Source organism: Streptomyces sp. NPDC088354, assembly GCF_044753585.1.
Lineage (GTDB): Bacteria > Actinomycetota > Actinomycetes > Streptomycetales > Streptomycetaceae > Actinacidiphila.
Window position 1 is genome coordinate 59,598 of the sequence record NZ_JBIVNJ010000025.1, and the last position, 17,835, is coordinate 77,432.

General features: G+C 70.6%; 11 protein-coding genes and 1 CRISPR repeat array (1 of these 12 cut by a window edge). Of the genes, 1 reads left to right on the top strand and 10 read right to left on the bottom strand.

What is annotated here, in order from left to right:
* Nucleotides 1-1,845: direct repeats of the CRISPR family, unit length 29 nt; unit sequence CGGACCACCCCCGCTCGCGCGGGAAGGAC (it extends 641 nt beyond the left edge of the window).
* A 407-nt stretch (nucleotides 1,846-2,252) separates the two neighbouring features.
* The gene (locus tag ACIP98_RS29045; RefSeq protein ID WP_401978750.1) at nucleotides 2,253-3,497 is read left to right on the top strand and encodes an RNA-guided endonuclease InsQ/TnpB family protein; all 1,245 of its coding nucleotides are present in this window, start codon (nucleotides 2,253-2,255) and stop codon (nucleotides 3,495-3,497) included.
* 124 nt (nucleotides 3,498-3,621) lie between these two features.
* Here ACIP98_RS29045 and ACIP98_RS29050 read toward each other — a convergent pair whose 3' ends face one another.
* The 10 genes from ACIP98_RS29050 to ACIP98_RS29095 form a co-directional block, all read right to left on the bottom strand.
* On the bottom strand, nucleotides 3,622-4,572 hold the full coding sequence (locus ACIP98_RS29050; RefSeq protein WP_401978751.1) for a replication-relaxation family protein: 951 nt from the start codon (nucleotides 4,570-4,572) through the stop codon (nucleotides 3,622-3,624).
* Nucleotides 4,569-7,205, bottom strand: a complete 2,637-nt coding sequence (locus ACIP98_RS29055) for an ATP/GTP-binding protein (RefSeq protein ID WP_401978753.1) — start codon at nucleotides 7,203-7,205, stop codon at nucleotides 4,569-4,571. The genes ACIP98_RS29050 and ACIP98_RS29055 overlap by 4 nt, the downstream gene beginning before the upstream one ends.
* A complete protein-coding gene (locus ACIP98_RS29060; RefSeq protein ID WP_401978755.1) occupies nucleotides 7,187-7,867 on the bottom strand; it encodes a hypothetical protein in 681 nt (226 codons plus the stop codon). Before ACIP98_RS29060 ends, ACIP98_RS29055 begins: the two co-directional genes overlap by 19 nt.
* A complete protein-coding gene (locus ACIP98_RS29065; protein WP_401978756.1) occupies nucleotides 7,864-9,024 on the bottom strand; it encodes an NlpC/P60 family protein in 1,161 nt (386 codons plus the stop codon). The genes ACIP98_RS29060 and ACIP98_RS29065 overlap by 4 nt, the downstream gene beginning before the upstream one ends.
* A complete protein-coding gene (locus tag ACIP98_RS29070) occupies nucleotides 8,994-11,369 on the bottom strand; it encodes a hypothetical protein (RefSeq protein ID WP_401978758.1) in 2,376 nt (791 codons plus the stop codon). The genes ACIP98_RS29065 and ACIP98_RS29070 overlap by 31 nt, the downstream gene beginning before the upstream one ends.
* Before the next feature lie 424 nt (nucleotides 11,370-11,793).
* Nucleotides 11,794-14,424 carry an ATP-binding protein gene (locus ACIP98_RS29075; protein WP_401978760.1) on the bottom strand — a complete coding sequence of 877 codons (2,631 nt, stop codon included), beginning with the start codon at nucleotides 14,422-14,424 and terminating at the stop codon, nucleotides 11,794-11,796.
* A complete protein-coding gene (locus tag ACIP98_RS29080) occupies nucleotides 14,424-14,945 on the bottom strand; it encodes a hypothetical protein (RefSeq protein WP_401978762.1) in 522 nt (173 codons plus the stop codon). The genes ACIP98_RS29075 and ACIP98_RS29080 overlap by 1 nt, the downstream gene beginning before the upstream one ends.
* Nucleotides 14,942-15,283 (bottom strand): hypothetical protein, encoded by a 342-nt coding sequence (locus tag ACIP98_RS29085; RefSeq protein WP_401978763.1) that lies wholly within the window; start codon nucleotides 15,281-15,283, stop codon nucleotides 14,942-14,944. The genes ACIP98_RS29080 and ACIP98_RS29085 overlap by 4 nt, the downstream gene beginning before the upstream one ends.
* Entirely contained in the window at nucleotides 15,280-16,101 is an 822-nt protein-coding gene (locus ACIP98_RS29090; RefSeq protein ID WP_401978764.1) for a conjugal transfer protein, read from the bottom strand. The genes ACIP98_RS29085 and ACIP98_RS29090 overlap by 4 nt, the downstream gene beginning before the upstream one ends.
* Before the next feature lie 887 nt (nucleotides 16,102-16,988).
* The gene (locus tag ACIP98_RS29095) at nucleotides 16,989-17,690 is read right to left on the bottom strand and encodes a hypothetical protein (protein ID WP_401978765.1); all 702 of its coding nucleotides are present in this window, start codon (nucleotides 17,688-17,690) and stop codon (nucleotides 16,989-16,991) included.
* Between the last annotated feature and the right edge of the window lie 145 nt (nucleotides 17,691-17,835).

Genomic DNA, 17,835 nt, shown 5'->3' on the forward strand with positions numbered 1-17,835 from the left:
GCGGCGATGATCTGTGCCGTGGCGAACGGACCACCCCCGCCTGCGCGGGAAGAACGTGCGGGATGCCCTGCTCGTAGCAGTAGGCGCCGGACCACCCCCGCCTGCGCGCCGGACCACCCCCGCTTGCGCGGGAAGGACCCGAGGTACTGGTCACGCAGCTCGCCGCCGATCGGACCACCCCCGCTCGCGCGGGAAGGACTCGCTCGGTGAGTCGTCCAGCAGCAACAGCTGCGGACCACCCCCGCCTGCGCGGGAAGAACCGCTTGTTACGTCGGGCGCGTAGCTCATCAGCCGGACCACCCCCGCCTGCGTGGGAAGAACTCCCCGGCGGCCTGCAGAGCCGTCAGAACCGCCGGACCACCCCCGCCTGCGGGGGAAGAACCTGTACCGATGGAAGGACGCCGCCGGCTCATGCGGACCACCCCCGCTCGCGCGGGAAGGACTCCGCGATGACGCCATCAGGCTGCTGCGGCGCGGACCACCCCCGCTCGCGCGGGAAGGACCGCACCGGGGAGCAGCCGGCCCAGTGCGGCTACGGACCACCCCCGCTCGCGCGGGAAGGACGGGGAGGAACACGGTCAGGCTCCCGGGAGGAACGGACCACCCCCGCTCGCGCGGGAAGAACATCTGGGAGATCAGGTCCGCGGACAGGCCCTTCGGACCACCCCCGCCTGCGCGGGAAGAACGGCACCGTGGCGAACATCGTCTTCAACATCGCCGGACCACCCCCGCCTGCGCGGGAAGAACTAGACCTTGCCGAAGCCGGCACCCTTGAACACCGGACCACCCCCGCCTGCGCGAGAAGAACCATTGAGGCCATCAAGGCGACCGACGCGGTTACGGACCACCGCCGCCTGCGCGGGAAGAACGTGGAGTCCGCGGCCTGGTCGGAGCCCGGGATCGGACCACCCCCGCCTGCGCGGGAAGAACCCCCAGTCATCGCTCGGCGGACCAACAGCGTCCGGACCACCCCCGCCTGCGCGGGAAGAACGGTTTGGCTACCCAAGGCGAGCGGCGTGAACACGGACCACCCCCGCTCGCGCGGGAAGGACGGCGTCCACGCGTCCTTCTCGGACACGTCCCACGGACCACCCCCGCTCGCGCGGGAAGGACGCGTCGAGGGTGAGGCCGTACGCCTGACGGAACGGACCACCCCCGCTCGCGCGGGAAGGACCCGAAGTTCTGTCCGCGCCACCAGTCTCCGGCCGGACCACCCCCGCTCGCCCGGGAAGGACATCCGGGGCGTGCCGGGACAGATCTACAACCTCGGACCACCCCCGCTCGCGCGGGAAGGACGGAATCCGCTGGATCGGCAAAACGTTCCCGGCCGGACCAGCCCCGCTCGCGCGGGAAGGACTCCCAGGCCCTCCCTGTGACCCCGGACAGGGCCGGACCAGCCCCGCTCGCGCGGGAAGGACCGCACGATCGCCCCCCGGATCCTCCCCACCAGCGGACCACCCCCGCTCGCGCGGGAAGGACTCCACGCTGCTGATTGGCGCGGCCCTGGGCTACGGACCACCCCCGCCTGCGCGGGAAGAACCGGGTCTACGCGCTGCGGGACGCCCCGAAGGGCGGACCACCCCCGCCTGCGCGGGAAGAACGGTTTCCGCGACCGCGTTCCCACTCGCGTCCGCGGACCACCCCCGCCTGCGCGGGAAGAACGACCCACGGCCGAGATGCGAACGGCGAAGTGGTGGACCACCCCCGCCTGCGCGGGAAGAACTAGTCGCGCGGCAGCTTGATGTACTTCGTGGGCGGACCACCCCCGCCTGCGCGGGAAGAACACCTCGGCATCGCTGCCGGTGCACCCCGCGTCCGGACCACCCCCGCCTGCGCGGGAAGAACTTTGTCACCTGCGGGTTTGGAGTCGCTTTGCAATTCCTTGACTTAGGTGTCGCTGGTTCATCAGGCCAGTCTGTCAGAGGTGAGTGTCTGAATGTCTCCGGTCTGTCTGGAGCAACTGGAGAGGACAGGCGTCCGTGCACAGGCGTGTGGCCGATGGGCTGACTTGCTCCTTGTGTCCGTGGCGAACTATGTGAACTGCTGCCTGCACCTGCAGGGATGGTCCCAAGACCGGGTTTGTGTGGCCGGTCGCTGCCCCAGTTCACCTGATTTCTCCCAGGAGGCCCCGGCCTTCAGGCCGGGGAGGAATGGGTCCTCGGATCGGAGCCGCGAAGCGGCGGAGTGGTTTGCGTATCTGTTCTGACCTGCGCTCTCTTTCGTTGTCAGTGGGGGCTGTTACGTTCCGTGGCATGACGACGACAGCCGTGTCAGAGGAGGGGTCCGGGCATGCCCGGTACACCTTTCGGCTGCGGGTGTCGTCCACGGCGCGGGCCGGTCTGGAGGCGGAGTGGGCGCGGTGCCGGTGGGTGTGGAACGAGTGCGTGGCGGTGTCCCGCAAGGTCCACGCCCTGAACCGGGCCTCCGGGCGGAAGGTCACGTGCGGCCCCGCACAGCTGGACAGGATGCTGACCGGGGCGCGGCGGTCGATGGCGTGGCTGCGGGGCGGCAGTTCGGTTGCGCAGCAGCAGACGATCCGGGACTTCGGCAAGGCTCGTGCCAAGGCGTTGAAGGACATCGCGGCGCGGCTGCCGATGGGGCAGCGGGCGGGGATGCCCCGCGTCAAGCGCAAGCGCGATGCGGCTCCGTCGCTGAACTACACGACCCGGGGTTTTAGGCTCAAGAACGGGCGCCTGCATCTGGCGGGCGGCATCGTGCTGACGGTGGTGTGGTCGCGTGACCTGCCTGCCGCCCCGACGTCGGTGCGGGTGTACCGGGACAGCCTCGGCCACTGGTACGCCTCCTTCGTCGTGGCCACTGCCCTGGAGCCGCTGCCTGCTACCGGCGCGGTGATCGGTATCGACTGGGGCGTGCGTGAGACTGCGACCACGACCAGCGACGTCCACGACCTGCCCCACGCCCAGCACGGGAAGAGTGCCGCGGCGAAACTTGCCCGCTACCAGAAGATGATGGCTCGTCGGCGTACCCCGAAGGGCAAGCCCGACAGCGGCGGTTATCGCAGGGCCCGCCGGGCCGCGGCGAAGGTGTCCAAGAAGATCGCCAGGCAACGGCAGGACAATGGCCGCAAGTGGGCCAAGCGCGTCGTCCGTGACCACGATGCGATTGCGGTCGAGGACTTCCGGCCGAAGTTCCTGGCGAAGTCCGGCATGGCCCGTAAGGCGGCTGATGCCGCGATCGGGGCCACGAAGGCGGCGCTGGTCGAGATGGGCCGCAAGCACGGGCGGGACGTCCGCCTGGTGCATCCCGCGCACACCACCATGGACTGCGCGTCGTGCGGAGCGAGAACCAAGCACGCACTGCCTCTTTCGGAACGTACCTACACCTGCACCGCGTGCAAAGTCGTGTCCTCCAGGGACAAGAACTCCGCGCGCGTGATGCTGGTCCGGGCTGGTCTCAACCCGGCTGGTGCCGATCGTGTAAGAGCTGACGGACCGCTGGTCCCCAGCCAACGTGAGCCAGAAATCCCAGCCCATTAGGGCGGGGAGGATGTCAATGGGTCAGTCTGTCAGAGGCGAGTGACTGTGAATGCCTCTGCCGACGCTGGGCGGACGTGCTTCCCGCATCTGAAGTGAATTAGGTGAACTGCTCCCTGCGCGGGGCTCACAGCTCCATCCACGACCGGCGGTCGGCCGGCCCCGCCAGTGGTGTCCACACCGGCCCCGATGCCCCGTACTGTTCGAGGTCCTCCAGCACTGCGGCTCCCAATGGGACTTGGGAGGCGAGCTGCGTGACCAAGGAGTGCACTGCGACCATTGCGCGCAGGTCGTTGATCCGCCGTTGCAGGATGTCCGGTGCGGCGCCGGTGAGGACGAACAGCACCCGCGGGAAGCGGGGATAGAACCGTTGCCACGCCAGCATCGTTGTCTGGTCGGCGACTGTGCCCCGGCGTCCGGGAGCCATTGGGGTGTAGTCGTGGAACCGGGCGTAGGAGATCAGCTTTCGCGAGAGGCGCTCGCTGCTCATGGTGGCCCGGTCGACCTCGATGAAGGCGCGGTACTGCAGGCGCCTGGGGGCCGTCGCGGTGTAGTGCATGACAGAGTCGGCGATCAGCTTGTCCTCGCCGCCGGTGTCCGGCAGCCGGTGTGCGACTTCGGGAACCCAGTCCAGCGGACCGTACTCGTCCCCACGTACTCGGGCATCGGTGAGGAATGCCAGGTGTGTACGTAGAGCGGTGAGGGTGTGTGCAGCCCGCAGATTGGCCTCGGTCCCGTTCGAGGGCGGCTGGACGGTGCGGCCGCGCAGCTCTGGCCACCCGGTGACCACGCGAGCTCCGCGTGTGGTGAGGTACCAGGCGCGGGAGCCGCTGCTGCGGGGCAGCACGCTGAACGAGATCAGCTTTTCTTCCCGTAGTGAGTTCAGTACCTGGGAGGCGGCCTGGCGGGTCCCGTTGGGCATCACCAGTTGGTGCAGTTGCGAGGTGGTGGCCAGGCGGTGCTGGGCCAGCAGAGCCAGGGTTCGATGGGCCGGGGAGTCTTCCGCATTGGGTTGGAAGTCCGCTTCGGCTTCTTCCTGGAGGGGCGGGTCGGTGTAGAGGTCGGCGTCGGTGGTCATGCGAATTGTCCTTCTCGGGTTGCGCCGGCAGTCGGCTGGGAGGGGGAGGATTGACCGGTGTTCGTTCCTGGCTCGGGGGCCGTGCCGGGAAGGGTGAGGAACGCGCGGATGGCGTCTTCATGGGTCGAGGCGACGGTGGTGAGTTCCGGGAGTGGCTTGGCCTTGGTGTTGGCGTCGGCGGAGTTCTGGAGGGACTCGGTCCCGTTTCCTTGTGCCAGGTCACCGAAGACTTCGCTGAGTTCGGGGCCGCGGATTCGCAGCGGTCCGACTCGTGTGCCGCCGACGGTGAAGGACGCCCAGTGCTGGTATCGGCCGAGCTCGGCGGCGTCGGCGGGGCTGACCTGGTCGCCCCACTCATCGGTGATGTGGCGGACGGCCTCTGTCGATCCGGCGGTGGTCGACAGCGTCGAGGCGTTCTGCAGGAGCGCGGTCCGTACGTCGGGGCTGATGCGGTGCAGGAGTTGGGTCATGCCGTGCATCCGGATCCCGAACTTGCGGAGCTGTTCGGTGATTTCTGCCAGTGATGTGGAGGCGGAGCCGTCCAGGGAGATCAGTTCGTCCAGGTACAGCCGGAACGGGGTGCGTTGCTTTTCCGGCAGGTCGCGGCGGGACAGGCCGGCCCGGAGCATGTCACGGACGATCATGGAGGTCAGCAGTCGGTCGGTCGGGCCAGTACCGGTGGGGCAGATCCACACGACCTTGGATTGGTCCATGGCGCGGCGCATGTCGTAGCTGCCGGTCGGGGAGCCGAGGAACGCTTTGATGACGGGGGAGGCGGCGAGGCGGTCGATGGGGTTGAGGACGGTGGGTAGGGCGTCGGCGGGGATCGCGGGGAACGAGGTGGTCCACCACTGCTGGGCGTCCTTGTCGAGGCGGGCGAGCACCAGAGCCCGGAAGGTGGCGTCCGTCAGCAGGGTGCGGATCTGGAACACGGTGGCCTGGCAGCCTGCCTTGCTTTCGGCGACGGCCTTGGCGTTGACCGCGACCAGTGCTTCCACTGCCTTGGTCAGGATGGTGATGGCGCGCGGGGCGTTGGCATCGCCCCACCCGAGACTGGTGGCGAAGGCGTCGACGACGGCAGCCGTCACTTCGTGTGTCACAGCGCCGCTGGTCATGCTGAGCGGGTTCCAGGACGCCAGCCGGTCCGTGGGCTCGCGGACGGTGAGGTCGAACAGCCACGTCCGTTCCATGATCGTGTCGTGGGCGAGGTAGGGGGCGACGGTGGCCCAGGAGTCGCGGTGCGGGTCGATGAACGCCAGCCCGCCCCCGCTGTGGGCGACGGCGACGGCCTGGACCAGGGCCCTGGTGGTTTTGCCCCAGCCGGCCTTGCCGACCTGTACCTCGAACAGCGTGTCCGACTCCCGGGTGGCCAGCAGCCGCGATGTGCCGTCCGGGCCCCGGTGCCAGCCCTGGGGCAGCAGCGACGAATGCGTTACGTACGTGGGGATGTCACCGGCCATCAGCGGCAGCCGTGTGTGCATCGTCGGGGGCTTGAGGAGACCGGCGAGTTCCTCGATGCGAACCCAGGAGTCCCGGCCGGGCCGGATCAGGCCGCTGGCCCAGCGGCGGTCGAACCGCGGCCGCCACGGCCAGGAGTCCGGACCGAACCGCACCGGTCCCCACGACCAGCCCACTGACGACAACCTGGTCCGGGCCGCGAACACATCCAGCGCGGCCTCGATGTGCCGTAGCCGCCGCTCGGCACGGCCGGTTTGGTCCGAGGAGCACCGCACCAGCAACTGCACCCGGACCAGGCCGGTGTCCTCCATCAGCTTGCCGAGTGCCTTTTCCCGGTCGATTCGCGGTGGTCGCGGCATCCGCATGAGTCGTCGGTTGCCGCGTTGATCAGGCGGGGTCAGCAGTTGGGTCAGCTGCCAGCCCCACGAGTCCTCCAACGCAGCGGAGTCCTGGGCCATCCATCGCGCCTCGCGCTGGGCCTCCTGCCGCGCCCGCTGCCGGGACGCGTGGACCACGTGCCAGCGGCGGCTCTTGATTCCCCACTTCGAGGCGGGTGACAGGTCCAGGCACACCTCGGCGAGGTCCCCGAGGTCGGACCTTAGATCGGCGACTGCGTCTATCAGCGGTTGCAGCGGATCCGGCTGGAGCGGGACCTCCCGCAGCTTCGAGCTCGCCGTGCCGTGCAGGGCGAACACCGCCCGCACGGTGTGCTTGCTCTTCTTGTACGCCACCGGCCGAGCCGGCTCGGCCTGTACCCGGGTGTAGGGGGTCTGCTGCAGCAGGTGTTGAGCTGAGGCCGGGCCTTCCACCCGGTAGGTGAGCGGTTTGCTGCCGTCGGCCCGCAGCCGGATCCGTACGGTGCGGGCGTGGCGGGGGGCCCACCACTTGCCGGCAGAGGCAGCCCGGATCAGCTGGGCGCCGAACCGCAGGATCTCCTCCTCGTTCGTCTCGAACTGTCCCGAGGGCACCAGCTCGACGAACATCCGCTGCTTGAGCGCGGCTTCGGCCAAGTGATGCCGTACCGCCTCCCAACCGGCCCACACCAGGGCGGCGATCAGTGCCAGCCACCACGCGTTGTCCACCAGCCACACCCCTGCGTGCCAGGTCCAGATGATCAGTGCGAAGGCGATGCTCCACCAAGGGCTGGAGGCGAGATTTACTGTGCGGGGGTCCATGACGTTCCTTTCCGGATGAGGCGGACGGTGGCGGTGCGCTGTTCGAGGAAGGTTCCGGCCGGGTCGGCGCCGGCCCACACCAGCCGCACCACGACGCCCTGGGAGCGATCGCGGTGTGCGGCGGCGGCCTGGATGCGGAAGCGGGTGTAGGCGGCGGCCGGGGCGGAGTCGGTGAAGTAGTCCGGCCACCGTTCGCGGCCGACACCGGTGGCATCAGCGGTCCACACCGCCCGGCCGATCGCGACCGCGCGGGCTGCTGTGTCGGCGGGCAGGCTGAGGCCAGAGGGTTCGGCCTGGTCCAAGCCCTCCTGTATGAGGTGGTCCGCGGCCGGTCCCGCGCCAAGCGGCGGCGCGTCCATCGTGGTGGGCGTCGCGGTGACCAGCCCGCCGGTCGGCAACCGTGCCCGGGGTCCGACCGCGGCGGCCGTGGCGGTGGCCAGGCGGCCGGGGTTGACGCGTCGACTGGGGCCCGGAGCGGAGCTCTCACGATGGACGGCGCTGTCGGCAGCAGCCGGGGTGGGGCTCGGTGAGGACCCTGCGGAGGGCGGCTCCGTTTCCTCGGGCAGCGCAAGGAGGATCATGCTGGTGCCGCTGGCGGCCAGGACCACTGCGATGGCGAGCAGAGCGGATCCCGACAGCCGGTGCCATAAAGGAGCGGTCATAGTATTCGGGCTCCTCCGGCGTAGTCGGGCAGGGCGGTGAGCGGGTCGATCCGGACCTTGGTTCCTGGTTTCGGGGCGTTGATCATTTGTCCGTTGCCGAGGTAGATCCCGACGTGGTGGATGCCGGCGTTGCTGTTCGGGTCGGGGCCGTAGAAGACGAGGTCGCCCGGTCGCAGGGCGGCGTATCCGGCGGAGGCCGGGATGCGGCGGCCCACCGAGGCCTGGTCCTGGGCGAGGCGTGGCAGGCGCACTCCGACCTGTGCGTAGGCGTACAAGGTCAGCCCGGAGCAGTCGAAGCCGATGACCTGGCGGCCGTCCTGGCGCTGGCCGGGGGAGCAGCAGATGCCGGGGGAGGGGCCGCCCGCGTTGCCGCCGCCCCATGAGTACCGGACGCCCTGTTGCCGGAGGGCGGATGCGATAACGGTTCGGGCGTCCCCGGTCGCTCCGGGCCCGAGCCCGGTGCCGGCTGTGGAGCCAGTGGCGTCGTAGCGGCGGATCGCGCCCAGGACGTCGGTGACGTAGGCGGTGGAGTGGTTGTAGGAGAACACTGCCGCCCGCAGCTGGTCCTCGTCTGTGAGGTCGCGGCCGTTCCCGCACAGGTACGTTGCGGCCGCGAGCGAAGCGTCGCCGGCGTTGTGCGGGTCGATGCGCCCGTCGCCGTTGCCGTCCCGTCCGACCGTGGCGAAGGTGGCGGGCAGAAACTGGAACGGACCCACGGCCCGGTCGAACTGGGCGTCGCCGTCCCACCGGCCGTGGTCGGTGTCGCGGATCGCGGTGGTGTTGCCGCCCGCGCCGGAGCCGTCCAGGCGCGGCCCCAGGATGCGCGGGGTGATGTCCCCGCCCGGGCTGATGGTGTGGCCGGCGGCGTTGTCCGACTCGATGGTGGCGACGCCGGCCAGGATCTGCCAGCGCATCCCCCGGCACCCGGGCGACGTCTCGTGCACCGACACGGCCCCCTGGACGATCGCGGTGAGCATCCGGGCCGGGATGCCCGTCACCGCGGCGATGCCACCGGACACGGCCGTCTGACTGATCCCGGCAGCCAGGGTCGCGCCGACCGGCCCGGCGCAGCACACCGCGGCCGCCATCATCAACGCGATCAGCCAGCAGCACCGCCGTACGCCCTTCACGATGCACTGCCGTGGTCGCGGTCCCATTGCCAGTCGGTGCGCTGAGCCTCCATCAGGGCGTCGAACACCCGGCGCCGGTCCGCTCCCGGCCCATGGTCCGGGTGGGACACGGTCGGCCCAGGCTCCCGTGGATCCGCCGCTCGGCGCTCGCTGCCGGCGCCGAGGAGCCAGCCGCCGACGGCGGCGTCGCGGACGAAGGCCTGGGCTCGGGTTGCCGGGTCGTGGACGTCGATGGCGGTGGCCAGGCGTTGCCCGAGGTGCGCGGTTCCCCGCTGGACGTCGCGTCTCACGGCTGTCCAGTCATCGGCGCTCTCGCTGACACGTCCCCGGGTCACCTGCAGCTGGTGCATCGCGTCGCGTGTGAAGTCGGTGGCGTGCCGGCGGCCTTCGGAGACACTGCGCGGGAGGCCGAGGGTCGCTCCATGGGCGATGAGCGCACCGCGTCGGGCGATGCGGTAGCCGCGGAAGCGGACCGCCCGGTTGTGGACGCGGGTGCTCAGCAGCGTCCGGTCCGTGTCCGGGTCGTGGAAGAGCTCCCCGGTGTGCCGGTTGACCACCGGGGCTTCGCCCGGCTGGATCGTGTTCCCTTCGCCGTCCTGCACGTCGGGCCCGACGGGACGCCGCATTCGCTGCAGTGCTTCGTCGTCGGGGCGGCGGCCGACGAGCGTGGTGTAGGCGCCGCGCAGACCGAGCGTGGCCGCGGTGACGGCCATGCCGATCGGGGCCAGCCCGCGGCGGGCCTCGGCCAGTGCGTCGGTGGTCATTCGGCTGCCGTCGACGGGCGTGCCCGTGGTGTCCGTCATCGCCAGGGCGTTGGACAGGAATCGTTGGCGCAGCAGAAGTGCGCCGTGGGCGCCGGACAGCCCGCCACCGTTCCCGAGACGCAGCCCGCCTCCGCTGTTGCTGGACAGGTGGGCGCCGATCGCGGCGCCGAGCTCGGAGCTGTCGCCGGGCAGGTGGGTGCCGCCGACCTTGGAGTACCGCATCCGCAGGGCGAGGCGCTGACCGAACTGGGCGGTGGCGGACTGCACCCGTCGGTGGAAGAGCAGGGCAGCGATCGCGAACGCGTCGAGCAGCAGGAGCCGTTCGATTATGGAGGTGCTGTTGCTGGAGGTGAGCAGGGCGTCGATGCCGATACCGAACAAGGGGATGGTCATGGCGGTGGTGAACATGACCATCACCGAGGCCAGGAACGTGCCGATCCACCGCCACACGGCCATACGGGACGGGCCGGGCAGCATGCCCCAGATGAACGTGACCGCACCGACAGCGGCGGCAGCGACATCGGCGGCCTGGGTGCCCAGCAGGATCAGCGCGAGCGAAGCCGCCATGGCCGTGACGACCACCGCAGCGACGCCCAGCAGCAGGACCCCGCCGATCCGGTCCCAGGACGGTGTCCGGGCGTAGTCCGCGGCCTGCTTGCCGACGTCACCGGCCGCATCCAGGTCGTCCAGGAGCGCGGCGAACTTCGGATCCGAGGGTCCCGGGTCCAGCGGTGAGGTCGCGGTCCCGTTGCAGTAGTCCTTGGCCGGCCCCGGGATGGTGTCGCAGGGGCTGGTCTCGTTCTTGTCGGCCTCGCCGGCACCTTTGACCATCGTCAGGTGGGCGGCGTAGGCGGCCTTGTTCTCCGGCTTGCCGTCGTCGAGCAGCCGCCCGTACTGGAGCAGCTCATACGGCTTGACGACCAGGGCGTTCGTCAGCGCGTCCTGCACCGACTTCGCCACGTCATCTCCGTCGCCGACTGCCGGGCCGGCACAGCTGGCCGGTGCGGGGCGGTCCACGCGGTCGCACGCGGGGCTGCCCGGCCCGCTGGCAGGGGTGTTGCCGAAGTAGGAGTTGCTGGTGATGGCCGCGAGCTCGACGGCGGCCTGATGGGTTTCATCCAACGGGCCGTCCTTGGCCAGGAGGTAGTCCGGCCGCACGAACGCGGACGCGGCCAGCGCAGCGATCACCAGCGTCAGGACGATCTCTCCCAGGCCCCGCCCGACCTTGCCGCGCGCGACCAGGACCAGCCCGAACACGAACGCCCACGACAGCAGCACGCCTTCCAGACCGATCGCCCCGACCACATGGGTGGCATACGCGTCGGAGACGGCCTGGGCGGGCCGGAGCATCGCAGTCAGCAGCGGGAACTGGAACGCGACGCCGATCAGCCAGCACGCCAGCCCCACCAGCAGCCTCACCAGGGAGAACAGCCCACCCAGGATGAGGGTCTGGAACTGGCTGGTGACGTCGGTGATGTCGCCGCCGTCGGCCCGCAACTCATAGGCACTCAAGGGCGCGCCCTCTGAGGTCGTCACGTCCAGCGGCGCCAGCAGACCACCGCCGGCGGTTGCCGCGTGGTCGGCGGCCGAGGCAACGGATGTGTTCACCGTCAGGAACACCACGACCAGCAAGGCCACAAACCCGGCTGAACGGAGCGTGCCACGATCCCAACGCTTCATCGTCCCCTCCCGCCGGCGGTGACGATCAGACCGATGGCGGCCGTGAGCGCGGCCGTGGAGAACCCGACCAGCCACAACCCCTGAGCCCGACTCGACACCCGGTCGGCCAGCGCAGCGGGATCAGTGGCCTCCCGCCCAGGAGTAGCGCAGTAGGCGCGGGCGGGTCCGACGATCAGGTCGCACGGGCTGCTGTCGGCGGTTGCCGCGGCTGAGGGTGTCGACCCCGGCGCCGGGCCGGTAGCCGAAGCTGTCACCGACCGGGGCAGCACCCAGGCGACTGCGATGCAGAGCGCGAGTGCGAGGCCGGTCACGGCGCACAGAACCAGGCGCAGGTCTCCACGAGTGCGCAGGCTCATACGGACGCCCCCTTGAACGTGGGCACGCTTCCGACGCGTGCTGTCTCGCCCTGATGGGCTCCCGGGGTGGTGAAGATGGCCTCCTGGATCCGTGGCACCGGCGGTACGTGGACTTTGATGCGTCCGACGTTCATGCGCGGGTCGCGCAGCAGCATCTCGCCCTCCCGGCCGGGCTGTCCGACCGGCGACAGGCCGGTGGTGACCAGCCGGATCAGGTCCTCGGACTCGTGGTCGAGGCCGAGGAACGTCAGGCCCTTGGCGGCCCGGGCGTGGTCGCTGGTGCGGGCGAGCAGTTTGTAGGCGAGCAGGCCTGCGTCGGGGCCGAGCTCGTCGACGTCGTGGGCGCCGAGGATGACGCCGGCGCCGTGCTTGCGGCCGTCGTGGAGGATCTCGGAGACCAGCGCGGAGCCCTCCGCGCTCGAGGTGAGCCAGTAGCACTCGTCCAGGGCCACCGTGCAGAACCGGCCCGGGTCGGTGAACGCGGCCTGCCGGGCCAGAGCGGCGATCAGATACAGCACTGCCCGGCCGATCAGGGCCTCCAAGGGCTGCTGCCGCAGTACGTCGATGCTGCCGAAGGCCTCTTTCGGGGGGAGCGTGAGCCCGGCGGTGGTGACCACGACCATGTCGGAGCCGAGGTCGCCATCGAGGGATACCGGCGGCAGGCCCGAGTCGAACACCATCGCGGCGAGGGGGTTGCCCGCGACGATGCCGACCAGGTCGGCCACGGTGGCGGCCGCGTCCCGCCGGGTGCCGGGCACCTGGTCGTCGCCGGCCAGGGAGGTGAGGACGTCCAGGACACGGCTCATGGACGGCTTCCGGTTGGCGGCGGCCTGCTCGACGGCGTGGTGGAGGACGGCGCCGGCCGCGGTCATCGGACCCACCCCCAGCTGCAGGGTGAGATAGCTGAGGGCGTAGTGTGCGCCGGTCCGGCCGCCGAACACCCGCAACGGGTCGATCGACAACTCCGCCTTCGCCGCGTCGATGACCTGGCAGCGATCCCCGGCGGCGGACCGGCCGAAGCCGGCCCACTCGCGGACCGGGGTCCGGTCGATGACGATCGCCCGCCCGCCCCGGTCCACCACGGACGAGGTGAGGAGCTTTTCCACGACGCTCTTGCCGGCGCCCAGGTCGCCGACAATGCCCAGGGAGGCACTGGCGTTGCGCTGCGGTGCGTCGGCGATGTTGAGCAGCACCGGCCGGATCGTTCCGCAGTCCAGATCGACGCCAACCATCAGTCCTGTCGGATCGCCCACGGACATCGACGTGAAGGCACCGGCAGCAGCCCAGTCCTGCGACAGCTGGTGCTGGGTGAATTCCCGCACCACCGCAGGCCGGGCCGCGCCGGGCAGCCCGAGGGTGAACAGGTTCTCCTGCATGCCGTGCGGGCGGATCGCCCGGTAGTCCGCCCCCGACAGCACCGCCGCCAGCGCGCGGGCGCGGGCGTCGCACACCACCGCATCCTCGCTCCACACGGTCAGCACCGTGACCGACTGCACCTCGACCTCGACACCGCTGCGCGAGAGCCGGGCGTCCTCCTCGGCCAGGTCACCGGCCGCGTGCGGCAGAGAGTGCGGCATTCCGGTGGGCTGCGCGCCGTACTGCTCGGCTTGGTCCAGCAGCTCGCGCTTCTTGCGCTGTACCTGCTGCCGGGCCTTGTCGGCGGGCACGATCTGCAGGTCGACGATGAAGTCGACGGGGAAGTCCAGACCTTCCAACTGGGCCAGGACATCCGAGGTGTCGACCGCGCGGCTGGGTGGCAGCTCAGCGAGCGCGAGGTGGGCCTGATAACCGGTGCCGGCCTCGCACTCGACCTGCAGCCACCGCCGTACCAACGGGGACGCGGCCTCGTCACGCTTCCACCACGGGCGTCCCCCGGTCCCCTCGTTCCGACGGGAGGCCTTGTTCGCGCCGTCGGCGGACTCGCTCAGTGAGGGACGGCCGCCTTCGGCGAGACGGACCTGCCCGAGGTCGGCGTAGGACGGGGAACGAAGCCGCCCGTCCCGCACCGAACCGCCGTACAGCACGGAGGCCTCGGCGTCGGCGAGCAGCGGTTCGTCCAGGCCGCGGTGCAGAGCGTGCTGAACCATCCACACGATCTCCGCCGGCGACGCGGGCCGCAGCGACAGGCCGCCACCGAGAGCGGCCTGCACCCGGCCGGCCTGCTCGGTGTACTCGGTGACCTCAGCCTCCGGGACCGGCGCCGGAGGCAGACCGCTCACGGTCGCGAGCTCGGACCACATCGCCTGGACCGTCGCCGACAGGTCATACGTCCGGCCCGGCGCAGACAGCGGGACCGCCAACCACAAGGTGCGGCGGTGCATCTCCTGCCCGGCCAGCAGCTCCAGCGACGCAGCCGCGGTCTCCCGCCACGCCGGGAGGCGCTGCCAGTCCAGACCGCTCACCATCTGCTCGGCGATCTCCCCCGGATCGACTTGTGCCGCCAGGCCGAACAGCCGCGGGGACCCGGCCAGCGACCGCACCAGCCCCGTCACCCGCCCCAGCACCTCGTCCCGCACACGAGCCGGCACATAACGGCCACCCATCGGCCCCACCCGCCAGACCGCCCAGACCGCGCCGGAGGTGGACCACACCAGGTGCCCGGCGATGTGCCGGAACGGAATCCTCATCACATGCCTCCGAGCGTCGGGTTGGTGTCGTGGAGCAGTTGGGCCAGGCCGCTGACCGGGCGGGCCGGAGCGGGGCTTGCGGAAAAGGCGGACCGGCGGCGCTTCGCCCGACGGCGAGGCCCGGCTGACGCAGTGGGCGCGTCCTCGATGACGAACGCCCCGCTCAGGCGGTGAGGGCCACGGTCGCGCGCAGCACGACCGCCGATCCGCCCGGCCGCGGGCGCGGCCAGCAGCATCAGCCAGCCCACGGCGGCCGCCACCGGAGACCGACCCGCGATCTTCGTCCCCCGGGCCGCCCAGATCGCCACGCCCCACGCCACGACCGGCAGCGGCCCGAGCCACGACCACCAGGAGAACGTCCTGATCAGCACGAGCGCGCCGCCGGCCATGACCGCCAGCTGCGCCGGCGTATAGGGGCCGAACGGCAAGGTGAAGTCGCCCAACTTGCCCAGCACCCACGGATGCCGCCGCGCCGAGGTGTAGACACGGGCGACCTGGTCCCGCTCCGCCGCGGCGCTCACAGCACCCCGCCCGTCACACCCGCCGCCCCGGAGGGCGGCGGTGCGGGCAGGTCGGTGACGGTCCGCTCGATGACGCCAACACCCTTGGACGGGTTGTTGATCTCGTCGGTGAACGCATCGGACAGCACGTCACGAGAGGCGTACAGGCCCATGCACAGCGCCAGCCCGATCAGCGCGCCGACCGCGGCCTTCACGGAGAACTTCCGGGCGGCAGTGACCACGACGATGACAGTGAGGACGATCGGCAAGGACCGCTCGGCCCAACTGCCCACCAGATTGATCAGCGAGTTACCGACGTCGGCGAACTTCCCCGCCATCAGCGTGCCCGTGGTGGTCATCGGCCCTCACCGCCGGTCGCGGTCGTACCTGCGCCGGACGTCGTCTGCACGTGCGTCGCCTTGGGCGGTGCTCCGGCCTCCAGGGCGGTGACCTCCCACCGTCCGCCGCGGGCGGTCAGGGACAGCACGTACGACAGCGGCCACTGATCTCCGGCCGGATCCGTCGCGGTGACCTGCGCCCGCACCGTCACACGCCGGCCGGCCTTCGGGACAACGCCGTCAGCGCTGTCGCTGTCCGCGTCGACCTGGTCGACAGTCACCGACCGGTACCCGGTGCCGCGTACGGCGGCCAGCGCTGTCCCTGGCGACAGGTACCGGTCGACTTCACCGACGCCGGTCAGGTAGGCGGCGAAGAACTCCGCCAGCGAGCGTGCGACCGGCCCGCTGGTCGGCAGCGGACGGGAAAGAGTCGACTCCGGCACCGGAGCCGACGCGGGTCCGGCGACTTCCGCCGGCGGCGCGGTCACCGTGAACGCGCCCGCCCCGTCGCTGCGGTCGGCCGACAGAACAGGCACGGCGAAGTACCGCACCGAACTCAGCCGCACGGCCGGCGTTGTCGACGCTCTCTGAGCACCAGCGGAGGCGAACTGCGCGGCCACGACCACGGACCAGCTGTCGCCACCGAGTTCGACACTGCGCACCGCCACCGTGCGCTGCAGCACCAGCCCGGCCGGTTTGCCGGACCGCTGCGGGAGAGCAACGGTGGGCGCGAGCGCACGCACCGCCTGCGCAGTGCCGCTCTGGTCATCGGTGCTGCCGCTGCGCAGCCACAGATCCGTGAACAGGGCGGCCACACCGCCCGGATCAGCGATGCGCACCGCAGACGGGACGGGGGCCTTCGGCTGCGCAACTGCTCTGCTCGTGTGGGGCGTTGCGCAGTTCGTCAGGAGGGCCAGTGGGCCGGCGGCCAGGGCCGCCCACACCCCGATCCGGGCCAGCGACACCCCCCGGCGGGTGGTGCGCAAGCTGCACAACGACAGGCGTGGCGTATGTAGGGCTGCGGACGCGGCGGTGGACGGTGGCGGCTGTCGGACGTCTGTGGTCATGCGAGGGCTCCCATGGTGGAGACGGGGGGACGTCCTCCATGAAGCCCGGGACCACTCACCGATTCGCTCACCGAATTGGGGGGTCAAAAATTACAGTTCGGCATCAGTCGTTTCGGTGAGTAGTCGGTGAGTAGCGCCGAATAGCCGGTGAGCTGCGACGACTTTGCTCACCACTGCAGGTCACAAGGGCTGCGCGGCCACTCACCGTGTTCCAACGGCCGGGCAGTTGTGGATCCGGTGTGGGACTGTCCGGCCGCCATCGCCGGCAGCACCGGGTCTTTTTTCGAGGACCCGAAGAGCCCGGAGCATCACTGGCGAGCCGGGCACCGCGTCTTCAGTGCAGAAGTGCCGACACTGCCGAGCCGTTCGGCACCGGGCCCAGAAAGCTGCTCACCGGCGATGCACAGCACACTCACCGAGTGATTGCGCAATCGCTCGGACGCGCAGGTCCCGCCGTCGGTATCGGCACGGGGGACGTCGCTGCGCACCGCCCACTGCGCAGGAACACACAGGGCGCTGCGCAGTCAGATCAGCGGAGTGCGCAAAGCCGGGAGGCAGTACCGGCGGCGTGTGCAAAGGCAAGTGGCCCGCAGGCAGTCTGCGGGCCACTGGGTGACAGATCGGGGTGCCGCACCGAGTCCTGGTGTCGCCTTGCGGGATCAGGACTCGGTTCCGGACTCCAGGTGCTGACGAGCCTCCTTGACGATGCGCTCCCACTTCCAGGCCGGCTCACCGTGGATGACAGCGAGCTTGGCGCCTACGCCGCGCTGATAGCCGTGTTCCCGCAGGTAGGCCACGGCGGTCTCGACGCGCTCCACGGTCTCGGGCTTGCGCTCGCGCGGCTGAGGTCCTGTGGGTCGGCCGGCTGCGCCGGTGCCGTCGCCGGTCCGGCGGCGGTCGAAGTCCTGCAGGTCGCCGCGGCGGAAGGCAGCGATCTGTCGGCGGCCGCTGGGGCTGACGACGGTCCCGACGGGCTGGGGGAAGTACCCGGTGTCCATGCTCAGGTACTTGCGGATGGCGCCGGCGTCGGTGAAGCCGAGAAGCTCGGCAGCCTGGTTGATGGAGAGCACGTCGTCGACGTCGCCCTCGTACAGGGCCGTGTCGCTGGGCAGCACCTTCGCCTTCTTGCGCTCCTGGTGCGCCGCGTAGAACCGCTCGAACTCCTCCTGGTCATAGAAGTCGACGCGCTCGATCGTCACGGCCTTCTCCGGGTGGCGCGCTTCCTCGGGCTGCTCGGCCCGCTTGGTGTACCAGAGATTGACCGTGGCACGGCTGGCACCGGTCTGCTCGGCCATCCAGTCGCGGTTGACCACGACGCGGCCGTTGAAGGTGCGGGTTTCGGGGTTGGGCTGCTTGGCCATGTCGTGGGACCTCCGCAGGGTCTGGTGGGACGGGCTGCTGGCACGGGTCGAGGGCCCGTACACTGGAGGTACTCCTTCCTTTGGTGGGCTGGAGTACCGATGGTCGGTAGGACGTTCGGTCGGGGTTGCCGCCCGCGGCCGACAC